Origin of the sequence: Streptomyces sp. NPDC090077 (genome assembly GCF_044747545.1) — a bacterium.
GTDB lineage: Bacteria > Actinomycetota > Actinomycetes > Streptomycetales > Streptomycetaceae > Streptomyces.
The window spans coordinates 129,242-142,181 of sequence record NZ_JBIVEG010000010.1; the positions used below are offsets into that span (position 1 = coordinate 129,242).

Genomic DNA, 12,940 nt, shown 5'->3' on the forward strand with positions numbered 1-12,940 from the left:
GGAATACCGTACGGATCGCGCCAGTTGGGGGCCGGTACACGCCGGTCCCCGCGCGGCCGCATCCCGCGCCCGGCCCGTGCAGAACCGATCCTGATGGGACATCCGCATGCGTTACGCAGTTCTCGGCACCGGCGTCGTCGGCCGTACGGTGGCCGCCCGGCTGGCCTCCCTGGGCCACGACGTGGTCATCGGCACCCGCGACCCCGGATCCACCCTCGCCCGCGCCGAGTACGCCGCCTGGCAGGCGGACCACCCCTCGATCGGCCTCGCGGGCTTCCCGCAGGCCGCGCGGGACGGCGAGGTCCTCGTCAACGCCACGGGCGGCCGGGTCAGCGTCGACGCCCTCGGGGAGGCGGACCCCGCCGACCTGGACGGCAAGGTCCTGATCGACATCGCGAACCCGCTGGACTTCTCGCAGGGCTTCCCGCCCGTCCTGGACCCGGCCAACGACGACAGCCTCGGCGAGCTGATCCAGCGGACCCACCCGCGGCTGCGCGTGGTCAAGACCCTCAACACCATGAACTGCCAGATCATGGTCGACCCGGCACGGGTGCCGGGCGAGCACACCGTCTTCCTCTCCGGCGAGGACGCCGACGCCAAGAAGACCGTCCACGCCCTGCTGAACTCCTTCGGCTGGCCGGATCGCGCCATCCTCGACCTCGGCGGCATCGAGACCGCCCGCGGCACCGAGATGCTGCTGCCGGTGTGGCTGCGCGTGATGGGCGCCCTGGGGCACTCGGAGTTCAACTTCCACATCCAGACGGCCGGCCCCTCCGCCTGACCGTGGTCCCGCTCCGCCGGACGGGGGCGCACGAGTTGCCGCGCCCCCGTACCGGGCCGAGGGTGGCCGTGACGGAAGGAGCCGCGCATGAGAGTCATGCTCAGGGCCCACATGGACACGGCCGCCAGCAACGAGGGCATCACGACCGGGGCCCTGCCCCAGGCCTTCAGGAACCTGATGGACAAGGTGAAGCCGGAAGCCGCCTACTTCGGACTCCACGAGGGCGTGCGCTCCTGCTGGATCGTCTTCGACCTCCAGGACAGCGCGCAGCTGCCGCCGCTCATGGAGGACCTCTTCCTCCAGTTCAACGCGGAACTGGAGGTGGCCCCGGTCATGAACGCGGAAGACCTGGCGCGGGGTCTGGCCGAGATGCGGACGTCCCCGTAGGACCGCCCGCGCCCGCCGGCCCGAACCGGACCCGCCCCGCCGCCGCCAGTCCCAGTACCGCCGACGCGGCCACCGCCGCGCACGACACGGCGAACGCCGCCCGGTACCCGTACGCGGCGGCCAGCGGCCCGGCCACCGCCGCGGCGAGGGCCTGACCGACGATCAGACCGCTGCCCAGCACCGTCATGGCCTCCCCCATCCGCTCCGCCGGGCCGGTCCGCTCGACCAGACCGAACAGCGCGATCAGGTGCGGGGCCACGGCCAGCCCGATCCCGGCGACGGCCGCCGCCGCGCCCCACAGCCCCGACACCGCGAGCAGCGGCAGGGTCAGCAGTGCCTGGACCCCGACCGTCCACCGCAGCCGCACCGGCAGGTCCGCGCGCCCCGGCCGGGCCACGGTCACCAGGCCGGCGATCGAGCTGGTCACCGCCATCCCGGCCCAGACCAGTCCGGCCGCGCCGCCCTCGCCGAGCGAGCCCGCAAGCGCGTTGACCCCCGTGTTGGCCCCGCTGAACGCGGCCCCCTGGAGCACGGCCATCGCGAACAGCAGGGCCAGCCCGGGCGACCACAGCCGTACGCCGGTCCGCGCGCCCGCCGCCGCGACAGGTCCGGGCGCGCTCGGGTGCAGGGCGAACAGCGTCCCCGACACCAGGATCAGGGCCGCGGCCAGCACCAGCGCCGAGGCCGGGTGCACGGTCACGGCGAGGATCCCGGCCAGCGCGGGCCCCACCACGAAGCCCACCTCGTCGAGGGTGGTGTCGAAGGACAGCGCGGAGCCCAGCAGGGCCCGGTCCTCCCCGGCCAGCCGCGCCCAGCGGGCCCGCGCCAGCGGGCCGACCTGCGGGACCGTCAGCCCGGCCGCGACGGCCAGCGCCATCCGGGCGGCCAGCGGCAGCCCGGCCAGGACGGCGGCGACCAGGGCGCACAGCACGGCGGCGTTCGCGGCGCAGGCGACGAGCAGCACCGGGCGGTGCCCCTTGCGGTCGGCCAGCCTCCCGATGACCGGCCCGCCGAGGGCCTGGCCCAGCCAGAGGGCGGAGGCGACGGCGCCGGCGTCGCCGATGCCGTCGCGGTCGTTGATGAGCAGCAGCGTTCCGATGGGGCAGAGCGCGGCGGGCAGCCGGGCCAGGAACGCGTGGACGGGCAGCGCGGGGCCGCCGAGGGCGAACACTCCGCGGAACCCCGCGGGGGCCGCCCCGGCCGTGGGCCGGGACGCGGTGGAAGGGGACATGGGGGCAACCTCCAGCCGCACGCCGACCCTCCCGTTTCTCCGGCGCGCACCGTTGCCCGTCGGCCGGGACGTTATCCGCGGAACGCCCGCTTCGGAAGCCCCCGGGAACGGGAGCGGTCCGGGCCTCCCCAAGCGGTAGATTCGCAGCGGGAGGCAGCCATGAACGGTCACGGGCGCGGGCGGGGACGGCCGACCCTGGAGGAGGTCGCCCTGCGGGCCGGGGTGGGGCGCGGCACCGTCTCCCGGGTGGTCAACGGCTCCCCGGGGGTCAGCGAGCGCACCCGGGCGGCGGTGGAGGCCGCCGTCGCCGAGCTGGGGTACGTCCCCGACCGGGCGGCCCGGGCGCTGGCCGCCGACCGGGCCGGGGCGGTGGCCCTGGTGCTGCCCGAGCCGCAGTCCCCCTTCCTGACGGAACCCTGCTTCGCCGGGGTGCTGCGCGGGGCCGCCGAGGCGCTGGCCGGGGCCGGGGTGGAGCTGGTCCTCGCCCTCGGGGGCGGGGTGCCGGCGCTGTCCGGGCAGCGGGTCGACGGGGTGCTGCTGCCGGCGGCGGGCGGTGTGGAGCCGCCGCCGGGGATTCCGGCGGTGGCCGGCGGGCGCGGGGCGGCCGGCGGGACGCTGCCGAGCGTGGACTGCGACCACCTGGGGGGTGCTGGCGAGGCGGTGCGCCACTTGCTGGCACGGGGTCGGCGGACGATAGCCGCCATCGCGGGCCCGCCCGGGGACGAGGGGGCCGGGCGCCGCCTGGAGGGCTACCGGCGGGCCCTGGCCGCCGCCGGGCACCCGCCGGACGAGCGGCTCGTCGCGTGCGGGGGGCCGGGTGAGGACGGGGGCCGGCGGGCCATGCGGGAGCTGCTGGAGCGCCGGCCCGCCCTGGACGCCGTCTTCGCCGCTTCCGACCTGCTGGCGGCGGGCGCCCGGCGGGAGCTGCGCGCGGCCGGGCGGCGGGTGCCGCAGGACGTGGCGCTGGTGGGCTTCGGCGACTCGGCGCTGGCCCGCCACATGGACCCGCCGCTGACCAGCGTGCGGCCGCCGGCGGAGGAGCTGGGCCGGACCATGGCGCGGCTCCTGCTGGCCCGGATATCGGGCGGGGGCGGCGCGGAGCGGGAGGAGGTCGTCCTGCCGACGGAGCTGATCGTCCGCGGGTCGACGTAGGCCCCGTGCGGGTGGCGGCGGGGCATGCAGAAGGCCCCGGTCCGCTTCCGCGTACCGGGGCCTTCCTTCAGGGTGAGTGACGGGACTTGAACCCGCGGCCACCTGGACCACAACCAGGTGCTCTACCAGCTGAGCTACACCCACCATGTCCGGTCGCAGAACGACCGGCCGAAGAAAAGGGTACAGGGTCCGGGAGGGTGCTCGCTCCACCTTTCCCCCGCGCCCCCCTCCGGAGGGTCTACTCGCCGGGCACCACGTGCTTGGCGGCGATGGTGCGGGCGGTGTCCGAGTCGGGTCCGGGCTGCGGCACGAAGACCGCCTCCCGGTAGTAGCGCAGCTCGGCGATGGACTCCTTGATGTCCGCGAGCGCCCGGTGGTTGCCGTTCTTCGGCGGGCTGTTGAAGTAAGCGCGCGGGTACCAGCGGCGCGCCAGCTCCTTCACCGAGGACACGTCCACGATGCGGTAGTGCAGGTGGCCCTCCAGCGCGGGCATGTCGCGCGCGAGGAACCCGCGGTCGGTGCCGACGGAGTTCCCGCACAGCGGGGCCTTGCGCGGCTCCTTCACGTGCTCCCGCACGTAGGCCAGGACCTGCGCCTCGGCGTCGGCCAGGGTGGTGCCGGCGGCCAGCTCGTCGAGCAGGCCCGAGGCGGTGTGCATCTCGCGCACCACGTCCGGCATGGTCTCCAGGGAGGCGTCCGGCGGGCGGATCACGATGTCCACGCCTTCGCCGAGCACGTTGAGTTCCGAGTCGGTGACCAGTGCGGCCACCTCGATAAGTGCGTCGTCCGTCAGCGAGAGCCCGGTCATCTCGCAGTCGATCCACACCATGCGATCGTTCATGCGCACCACCTTATGCCGAAGGTCCCCCGCACCGGTGCTCTGCCGGTGCGGGGGACCTCCTCACTCGTGCGGGGACGGCTACGCGTGTTCGCGCAGCACCCGGCTCGGGGCGTACAGCTCGGTCACGCTCGGACCGGAGGCGGCCAGGGCCGCCGCGGCCCGCTGGGGCTGCGGGGTGCGCTGGTGCGGCACCGGCGAGCCCTGCATCTCCGACACCGGGGACACGTCGGCCTGCGGCCGGCGCGCACGGTAGGCGGAGCGGTAGGCGGCCGGGGAGGACCCCAGCTGCCGCCGGAAGTGGCCGCGCAGGGCGACCGGCGACCGGAAGCCGCAGCGTCCGGCGACCTCGTCGACGGAGTAGTCGGAGGTCTCCAGGAGCCGCTGTGCCTGGAGCACCCGCTGGGTGATCAGCCACTGGAGCGGCGCGCTGCCGGTGAGCGAGCGGAACCGCCGGTCGAAGGTGCGCCTGCTCATGTAGGCGCGGGCGGCCAGCGTCTCCACGTCGAACTGCTCGTGGAGGTGTTCCAGTGCCCAGGCGACGACCTCGGCGAGCGGGTCGGCGCCGATCTCCTCGGGCAGCGACCGGTCGAGGTAGCGCTCCTGGCCGCCGGTGCGGCGCGGCGGGACGACGAGCCTGCGGGCCAGGGCCCCGGCCGCCTCGCTGCCGTGGTCGGTGCGCACGATGTGCAGGCACAGGTCGATTCCGGCCGCGGTGCCCGCGGACGTGAGCACGTCGCCGTCGTCGACGAACAGCTCGCGCGGATCAACGTGGACGGACGGGTAGCGCTTGGCCAGCGTCGGCGCGTACATCCAGTGCGTCGTCGCGGGCCGGCCGTCCAGCAGCCCGGCGGCGGCGAGCACGAAGGCTCCCGTGCACAGGCCGACGATCCGGGCCCCCTCCTCGTGCGCCAGGCGGAGCGCGTCGAGCGCTTCCGGCGGCGGCGGGGAGGTGATGGAGCGCCAGGCCGGGACGACGACCGTGCCTGCCCGGGCGATCGCCTCCAACCCGTACGGCGCGGTCAGTTCGAGTCCGCCGGTGGTCCGCAGCGGACCGTCCTCCCCGGCGCACACGAGCAGTCGGTAGCGTGGAACTCCCGCGTCCTGCCGGTCGATCCCGAACACGGACAGCGGAATGGAACTCTCGAAGATCGGCCCGCCGCTGAACAGCAGCACGGCGACGATCTCCCTGCGGCGACGCCCCGCGAGCTTCCGGCCCGCGTCTGCGACGACAGCGGCGGTGGAATCCTGGCTCATGGCGCTAAGCCCCCCTTGGGTGTCGCGACTCCTTGGTCTGGTCGCACCTGCACGTTTCCCCTCGGCCTTGCACGTGGATCCCCCGCCGTAAATACATGATCGAATCTACTGCGTCCCGTGGTGTCGGCGTGACAAGTTCAGCACGCAGCGCTATGTCGACTTGGCAACTTGGCGAAAAGCATTCGATCAGGAAGCGTTCCACTCCGCTACCCGACGGGGAAGCCCGCGATCCGGCCGTGGCCAGTACTCATGGGGTCGAATCGTCCCCTGTCGCCCATAGTCGCTGGTGGTCGAGGGGGTGGGGGGACATTCCGGCAAGGGAAGCACAGGGTCCGGAAGTTGGCTGAAAACAACCGGGTGTGTACGTGCGAACCGGTCAGTCGTGAGGGGAAGTGCCGCCGGAACCGTGGCAGCCGCGGTGCGAACCGGCCCCGGTGCGGGAGTGCCGACCGCGGTGGCCGGACGGAAGCGGATCCTCCGACAGCACCCGGGCCGCGGCCCGCTCCGTCTTCTCCGAGTACCGCAGCAGCACCCGGCAGGCGGCCGTGACGGCGGCCAGCCCCAGGGTCGCCACGGCGGCCCCGCCGTACGAGGTCCCGTAGACCACCAGGACGACCGGTACGAGCAGGCAGCTGAAGGCGGCCCAGCGCACCACGTCACCCGCCGGGTCGTCGTGGACCCGTCCGGCGGACTGCACGGACGGGTGAAGCGGAGCGCGCGCGGAGGACGGCGCGGAGCGGGCGGACCGGGCGGACCGCGTCATCGGAGCGGGCTGGACGGGCTGGACGGGGTGAACCGGATGGCCGGGCACGGCGTACTCCCTGCGGGCTCTTCCTGGACGGTCGGACTCTTGTCCAACGTCCCGGTACGGGCCTCGGTCACTGCGCGCACGGGTGGCGCAAGGGTCTCTCGTCACTGGCTGTAGGGGACAGCTGCCATTGCCAAGGCGCTCGCGCTCCGGCATGCTCCCTGGGACGCTCTCCAAGGGCGGCATGCCCTGTGCAGGACAGGAGTGTCGCCGTACCCTGGTGGGTAAGGGCTTGGAAAGATGCTTCCAGGACAGAGCCCGGTCACGCTGCGTCGTCAAAAACGCTCGCGACCCGGGTCCCCGTCGTCAGAAGAACCGAGTAGCCGAAACCGTCCCTGTCGCTTCCCCCGAGGACTCTTCCCCGAGACATCCATGGCCGGTCACGAATTCTCCGAACCCGCGGACCGCAAGCGCAAGCACCTCGCCGATTCCGTATCGAGCGACCTGCGCGCGGTGGAACAGACGCGTCACCCCTGCGACCCGGCCTTCCGCCACGGTGTGGTGGTGGGCTTCGACGGCTCCACGTCCAGTGAGCGCGCGCTGGCCTATGCGATCGGCATGGCCCGGCGCTCCGGTTCCGGTCTGATCATCGTCCACGTGGCCAACCGGCTGCCCACCACGGTGTGGGCCGGCTGCGAGCCGCCCGTCTTCGTGGACGTCCCCGACCACCGCACCGAGGTGCTCGGCCTGGAGCTGGCGTGCGCGGACTACCTGTCCGAGGTGCCCTGGATCCTCGTCGAGCGCGGCGGTGACATCTGCCACGAGCTGGAGGAGGTCGGCCGGGAGTACTCGGCGGACGCCATCGTGGTGGGTTCCACGCACGGGATCGTCGGCCGGATCTTCGGCTCGGTCGCGGGGCGGCTCGCCAAGCGGGCGCAGCGACCCGTTGTTGTCATTCCGTAACCCTCTGTACGTCGGTTGTGCGGTTGTGAACCCCCTTGTAAAGGGTAGATAAATGCTGCTGGGACGCAGCAAACAACTGCAGATCGAAGGGAGCCCGCCGTGGACAATGGTGTCTCTGCGGGAAGCACGGCCTCGACTTCGACCCTGGGGAACATCGCCCTGGGTCTCACCCTTCTCGCGTTCGGTATCGGCCACACGGGTGTCCTCTCCGGTGTGACCGCCGCCAACTCCGTGTCGCTCGCGATGTACGTCGGCGGCGCGGCCCTCTTCCTCCTCGGCCTCCTGGAGTACCGCGGCGGCAACGGGTTCAACGGCACCGCCTTCGCGGGCCTCGGCGTCTTCTGGTTCACCTGGGCCAAGGGCGCGGGCGCCTCGGTCTCCGAAGAGGCAGCCGGAACGTTTCTGGTCCTCTTCGCGATGCTCGCGCTGACCCTGACGCTGGCCGCGTCGAGCGGACTGTTCGGGCAGGGCGTCTACGCCCTCCTGACCCTCTCCCTGCTGCTGCTGGCGATAGGCGCCTTCGTGGACGGCGCCGGCCTGGCGAAGGCGGGCGGCTGGGTCGCCGCCGTGTCCGGGCTGCTGGCCTGGTACGGGGCCACGGCCGCGCTGGCCGGCTGGCCGATGGCACTGGGCAGGGCCTCCGGGCGGGCGGTCGCCGCGGGCTGACGGGCCCGGACCGCACGGCAACGCGAAGGGGTGCCACCGGAGTTCCGGTGGCACCCCTTCCGCGTGCGGTGCGTCCGCGTGCGCGGCGATCGCCGCGCGGCGGTGACTACTCGACGGTGACGGACTTCGCCAGGTTGCGCGGCTTGTCGATGTCCCGGCCCAGGGCCAGGGCGGTGTGGTACGCCAGCAGCTGGAGCGGGATGCCCATCAGGATCGGGTCCAGCTCGTCCTCGTTCTTGGGCACGAGGAGGGTGTGGTCGGCCTTCTCCTGCTCGCGGTGGGCCACGGCCAGGATCCGGCCGCTGCGGGCCTTGATCTCCTCCAGCGCCGCGCGGTTCTTCTCCAGCAGGTCGTCGTCCGGGACGATCGCGACCGTCGGCATCGCCGGCTCGATCAGGGCGAGCGGGCCGTGCTTCAGCTCGGAGGCCGGGTAGGCCTCGGCGTGGATGTAGGAGATCTCCTTCAGCTTGAGGGAGGCCTCCAGGGCGACCGGGTAGCCGCGGACCCGGCCGATGAACATCATCGACTTGGCGTCGGCGTACTCGGCTGCGAGGCGCTTGATGTCCTCCTCGCCCTTGAGGATCTCCTCGATCTGCGCCGGCAGCTTGCGCAGGCCGTCGATGATCCGCTTGCCGTCGGTGACCGACAGGTCCCGGATCCGGCCCAGGTGCACGGCGAGCAGCGCGAAGGCCACCACCGTGTTGGTGAAGCACTTGGTGGAGACGACGCAGACCTCGGGGCCGGCGTGCACGTACACGCCGCCGTCGGCCTCGCGGGCGATGGCGGAGCCGACCACGTTGACCACGCCGAGGACGCGGGCGCCCTTGCGCTTGAGCTCCTGGACGGCCGCGAGCACGTCGTACGTCTCACCCGACTGGGAGACGGCGATGTAGAGGGTGTCGGGGTCCACGACCGGGTTGCGGTAGCGGAACTCGGAGGCCGGCTCGGCGTCGGCGGGGATGCGGGCCATGCTCTCGATGAGCCCGGCGCCGATCAGGCCCGCGTGGTACGAGGTGCCGCAGCCCAGGATCTTGACCCGGCGGATGCCGCGCGCCTCGCGCGGGTCCAGGTTGAGGCCGCCCAGGTGGACGGTGTTGAAGCGGTCGTCGATCCGGCCGCGCAGCACGCGGTCGACCGCGTCGGGCTGCTCGGAGATCTCCTTGTGCATGTAGGTCTCGTGGCCGCCCATGTCGTAGGAGGCGGCCTCCCACTCCACGGTCTCCGGGGTGGCGGTGGTCGTCGTACCGCTGGTGGTGTAGGTGCGGAAGTCGTCGGCCTTGAGGGTGGCCATCTCGCCGTCGTTGAGGGTCACGACCTGGCGGGTGTGCGCGATCAGGGCGGCCACGTCGGAGGCGACGAGCATCTCCTTCTCGCCGATGCCGAGGATGACCGGGGAGCCGTTGCGGGCGACGACGATGCGGTCGGCGAAGTCGGCGTGCATGACGGCGATGCCGTAGGTGCCCTCGATGACCTTGAGCGCCTCGCGGACCTTCTCCTCCAGGCTGTCGGCCTGGGAGCGGGCGATCAGGTGGGTGATCACCTCGGTGTCGGTCTCGGACGCGAAGACGACGCCCTCGGCCTCCAGCTTGGCGCGCAGCTCGGCGGCGTTGTCGACGATGCCGTTGTGGACGACGGCGACCTTGTTCTCGGGGTCCAGGTGCGGGTGCGAGTTGGTGTCGCTCGGGGCGCCGTGGGTGGCCCAGCGGGTGTGGGCGATGCCGGTGGTGCCGGCGAAGCGCTTGGGGACGCGGGCCTCCAGGTCGCGGACGCGGCCCTTCGCCTTGACCATCTTCAGCGCGGCGGCCTTCGGGCTGTTGACGACGATGCCGGCGGAGTCGTATCCGCGGTACTCCAGTCGTGCCAGGCCTTCGAGCAGCAGCGGTGCCACGTCGCGCTTGCCGATGTAACCGACGATTCCGCACATACGGTGTTGCCCCTCCTGAGGTTCGGTGGTCGTGCTCTTCCCCGCGCGGCCGTGCGGGCCGCCCCGGCCCCGGTCAGCCGTAGACGATGCGGCGCAGCTGCCGGAGCGAGAGCTCCGGTGGCGCCACGGCGCGGTGCGGCAGTTCGGCCGCGATCCGCTCGAAGATCTCCGCGTTGACCGCGCCGCCCGACTGCAGCTCCCGATGGCGGCGGCGGACGAACTCCTCCGTCGTCTCGTTGAAGTAGGCGAGCACGTCCAGTACCACCCGGGCGGCTTCCCCGCGCTGCAGCGCGGTGCTGCGCACCAGGTGGTCGACGAGGTCGTCATGCGACGGGCGGCGGTCGAGCACCTGTAGATATTGACTGTCCAAGGAGTGAAACGCAAAGATCCTGCCCGATATCGGGCAGGATCTCGCTGGTCTGGACCATAGGAATGGGTTATTCCGGTACTCCGTGGTCAGAAACGACCCAAAATCGCCGCCTTCGCCGCCGAGAACTCATCGGCGGTGAGGATCCCCGACTGGTGCAGCTCGCCCACCTCGCGCAGCCGCCGCAGCAGGGTGTCGTGGTCGGCGGCCTCGCCCGCCAGCGCCGGGGCCGACTCGGCGAGCGGCAGCGCCCGCGGGCGTTCCGGCGCGGGCGCGGGCGCCGCCGGATGGGGCATCCGTACCGCCACGGCCGCCGCGACCAGCGCCATCAGCGGGTCCTTCTTGAACCCGAAGAGCTCCACCGCGCAGCGGTCGTACTTGGGCGCGGGGGCATTCGCCGCACCCTCCAGCGTGAACCGCAGCCAGCCGTGGTCCAGGCCCTTGGCGGGGTACCAGTCCACCGCCCGCACGTCCGCCATCCGGAACTCGCACGCGCCCCCCGAACGCTTGGCCTCCTCGGTGGTCCAGTTCCAGTCCAGCACCACCCGGTCGCCGTCGAAGGAGGCCGTGCCGTCGCCCGCGCCGAACGAGAGCGGCACCGCCGGACCCGGCATCAGATAGGCGTCGCACGGCCCCGGATCCACCTGCTCCAGCAGCAGGGCGTTGCGCACCGCGTCCACGAAGTACTCCGCCACGCCGCTGCGGTCCGGCTCCACCGACAGCCGGTACGGGTCCGAGGACTCCGGCAGCCGCCCGCCCGTCACCTGCGTCAGCGGGTCCGCCCCGTCACGCAGCCTCAGCCGCAGCCGGCCCGCCTTGCGCCCCGGCTCGTGGCTGATCCCCCCGATCGCGCGCAGCGGCACGACCACCTCGCCCAGGTGCTGCCGGAGCAGCCCCACCCCCTTGTCGCGGCCCGGCACGATGCGCACCGCGTCCCCGTCGAAGGTCCACGTACCGTCCTTCTGGATGATTTCCGCCATCCGGAGATTCTCCCATCGTCATGTACGGCCCAGGAGGGGGCCGTTTGGCCTATACCTGGGCGCATGAGAGCCCTGCGCCGCACGCTCGCCGCCTTCCTCGTCCTCGGTGCCGCCGCCTCCTGCACGCCGGCCCGCGGCGACGACGCCAAACCCCGCCACGCTTCCGCCGTCCTCGCCCCCTACGAACGGCTCCTGCCGGCCCCGGCCGCCGCGCGGGCCTCGGGAGGTCCCGGGTACGCCTTCGGCCCGGGCACGGTGGTCCGTACCGGGCCGGGCTCCCCCGAGGAGGTGCGGCAGGTCGGCGAGCTCCTCGCGGAGCAGCTGCGCGGGCCCAGCGGGCTGCCGCTGCCCGTGGTCGACGGGGAGGAGGGGGACGGGATCCGGCTGCGGCTGGACGACCGGGCCAGGGAACTGGGCGCGGAGGGCTACCGGCTGCGGACCACCCCCTCCGGGGTCACCCTCACCGCGCACACCCCGTCCGGCCTCTTCCGCGGCGGGCAGACGCTGCGGCAGCTGCTGCCGGTGCGGGGCGCGGGGGAGGTGCCGGGCGGGGAGGTCACGGACACCCCGCGGTTCGCGTACCGCGGGGCCATGGTCGACATCGCCCGCCACCACTTCTCGGTGGAGCAGGTCAAGCGGTACGTCGACCAGCTCGCCCAGTACAAGATCAACACCCTGCACGTGCACCTCAGCGACGACCAGGGCTGGCGCATCGCCGTCGACTCCTGGCCGCGGCTGGCGACGTACGGCGGCGGCAGCGAGGTCGGCGGCGGGCCGGGCGGCCACTGGACCAAGGCGGAGTACCGGGACCTGGTCGCCCACGCGGCGCGCCGCTACGTCGATGTGGTCCCGGAGATCGACATGCCCGGGCACGTCAACGCCGCCCTCGCCTCCTACGCGGAGCTGAACTGCGACGGCAAGGCCCCCGAGCGCTACACCGGGATCAAGGTCGGCTTCAGCTCGCTGTGCGTGGGCAAGGAGCGCACCTACGAGTTCGTCGACGACGTCCTCGGCGAACTCGCCGCCCTCACCCCCGGCCGCTACCTCCACATCGGCGGCGACGAGGCCCACTCCACCCCGGCGGCGGACTACGCGGCCTTCATGGACCGCGCCCAGGCGGTGGTGGCGAAGCACGGCAAGACGGTGGTGGCCTGGCACCAGCTCGCGAACGCCCGCCCGGCACCGGGCGCGGTGCTCCAGTACTGGGGCCACGACAAGACCGCCGCCGCGGAGAAGACGGCGGTGACGGAGGCGGCCGGGGCGGGCCACCCGCTGATCCTCTCCCCGGCGGACCGTGCCTACCTGGACATGAAGTACGACAAGGCGACGAAGCCGGGCCTGGCCTGGGCCGGCTACGTCCCGGTGCAGCGCTCCTACTCCTGGAACCCGGGCGCGTACCTCCCCGGCGTCCCCGAATCCGCCGTCCTGGGCGTGGAGGCCCCCCTCTGGACGGAGACCATCGCGACCCGCGCCGACTGGGAACTGATGGCCTTCCCCCGCCTCCTGGGCCTCGCGGAACTCGGCTGGTCCCCGGCCGCGTCCCTGGACTGGACCCGCTACCGGGAGCGCCTGGCCGCCCAGGCCCCCCGCCTGGACGCCCAGGACACGGCGTACTACCGGGCACCGGACGTGCCGTGGGCGTAGCG

The 12,940-nt window shown here is 73.0% G+C and carries 13 protein-coding genes and 1 tRNA gene; 6 read left to right on the top strand and 8 right to left on the bottom strand.

Features of this window, described 5'->3' with window-relative positions; genetic code table 11:
- Positions 1-106 precede the first annotated feature (106 nt).
- Positions 107-781: an NADPH-dependent F420 reductase gene (locus ACIPW5_RS19015; protein WP_401246013.1), complete on the top strand. Its 675-nt coding sequence runs from the start codon at positions 107-109 to the stop codon at positions 779-781.
- 87 nt (positions 782-868) lie between these two features.
- Positions 869-1,168, top strand: a complete 300-nt coding sequence (locus ACIPW5_RS19020; protein WP_401246015.1) for a hypothetical protein — start codon at positions 869-871, stop codon at positions 1,166-1,168.
- On the opposite strand, the gene ACIPW5_RS19025 is transcribed toward ACIPW5_RS19020, so the two are convergent.
- On the bottom strand, positions 1,113-2,399 hold the full coding sequence (locus tag ACIPW5_RS19025) for an MFS transporter (RefSeq protein WP_401246017.1): 1,287 nt from the start codon (positions 2,397-2,399) through the stop codon (positions 1,113-1,115). The genes ACIPW5_RS19020 and ACIPW5_RS19025 overlap by 56 nt on opposite strands.
- Positions 2,400-2,558: 159 nt before the next feature.
- Here ACIPW5_RS19025 and ACIPW5_RS19030 point away from each other — a divergent pair, with 159 nt between their 5' ends.
- On the top strand, positions 2,559-3,551 hold the full coding sequence (locus tag ACIPW5_RS19030; protein WP_401246019.1) for a LacI family DNA-binding transcriptional regulator: 993 nt from the start codon (positions 2,559-2,561) through the stop codon (positions 3,549-3,551).
- Positions 3,552-3,622: 71 nt separating this feature from the next.
- On the opposite strand, the gene ACIPW5_RS19035 is transcribed toward ACIPW5_RS19030, so the two are convergent.
- The 4 genes from ACIPW5_RS19035 to ACIPW5_RS19050 all read right to left on the bottom strand — a co-directional run bounded on the left by ACIPW5_RS19035 (position 3,623) and on the right by ACIPW5_RS19050 (position 6,409).
- Positions 3,623-3,695 (bottom strand) — tRNA-His (locus tag ACIPW5_RS19035).
- A gap of 94 nt (positions 3,696-3,789) precedes the next feature.
- The gene (gene orn, locus ACIPW5_RS19040) at positions 3,790-4,392 is read right to left on the bottom strand and encodes an oligoribonuclease (protein ID WP_401246021.1); all 603 of its coding nucleotides are present in this window, start codon (positions 4,390-4,392) and stop codon (positions 3,790-3,792) included.
- Positions 4,393-4,470: 78 nt separating this feature from the next.
- A complete protein-coding gene (locus ACIPW5_RS19045) occupies positions 4,471-5,646 on the bottom strand; it encodes a helix-turn-helix domain-containing protein (protein ID WP_125817271.1) in 1,176 nt (391 codons plus the stop codon).
- A 376-nt stretch (positions 5,647-6,022) separates the two neighbouring features.
- The gene (locus tag ACIPW5_RS19050) at positions 6,023-6,409 is read right to left on the bottom strand and encodes a hypothetical protein (RefSeq protein ID WP_260618444.1); all 387 of its coding nucleotides are present in this window, start codon (positions 6,407-6,409) and stop codon (positions 6,023-6,025) included.
- A gap of 417 nt (positions 6,410-6,826) precedes the next feature.
- On the opposite strand from ACIPW5_RS19050, the gene ACIPW5_RS19055 reads away from it, so the two are divergent.
- Complete coding sequence (locus tag ACIPW5_RS19055) at positions 6,827-7,357, top strand: universal stress protein (protein WP_362461766.1); 531 nt, start codon at positions 6,827-6,829, stop codon at positions 7,355-7,357.
- Between the two features lie 99 nt (positions 7,358-7,456).
- Positions 7,457-8,023 carry a GPR1/FUN34/YaaH family transporter gene (locus tag ACIPW5_RS19060; protein WP_401246024.1) on the top strand — a complete coding sequence of 189 codons (567 nt, stop codon included), beginning with the start codon at positions 7,457-7,459 and terminating at the stop codon, positions 8,021-8,023.
- 106 nt (positions 8,024-8,129) lie between these two features.
- Here ACIPW5_RS19060 and glmS read toward each other — a convergent pair whose 3' ends face one another.
- The 3 genes from glmS to ACIPW5_RS19075 all read right to left on the bottom strand — a co-directional run bounded on the left by glmS (position 8,130) and on the right by ACIPW5_RS19075 (position 11,294).
- The gene (glmS, locus tag ACIPW5_RS19065; protein WP_401246026.1) at positions 8,130-9,947 is read right to left on the bottom strand and encodes a glutamine--fructose-6-phosphate transaminase (isomerizing); all 1,818 of its coding nucleotides are present in this window, start codon (positions 9,945-9,947) and stop codon (positions 8,130-8,132) included.
- Between the two features lie 73 nt (positions 9,948-10,020).
- Entirely contained in the window at positions 10,021-10,296 is a 276-nt protein-coding gene (locus tag ACIPW5_RS19070; protein ID WP_007264192.1) for a hypothetical protein, read from the bottom strand.
- Positions 10,297-10,403: 107 nt separating this feature from the next.
- On the bottom strand, positions 10,404-11,294 hold the full coding sequence (locus ACIPW5_RS19075) for a DUF4429 domain-containing protein (protein WP_401246028.1): 891 nt from the start codon (positions 11,292-11,294) through the stop codon (positions 10,404-10,406).
- A 63-nt stretch (positions 11,295-11,357) separates the two neighbouring features.
- Here ACIPW5_RS19075 and ACIPW5_RS19080 point away from each other — a divergent pair, with 63 nt between their 5' ends.
- On the top strand, positions 11,358-12,938 hold the full coding sequence (locus ACIPW5_RS19080) for a beta-N-acetylhexosaminidase (protein ID WP_401246030.1): 1,581 nt from the start codon (positions 11,358-11,360) through the stop codon (positions 12,936-12,938).
- The last annotated feature ends 2 nt before the right edge of the window (positions 12,939-12,940 follow it).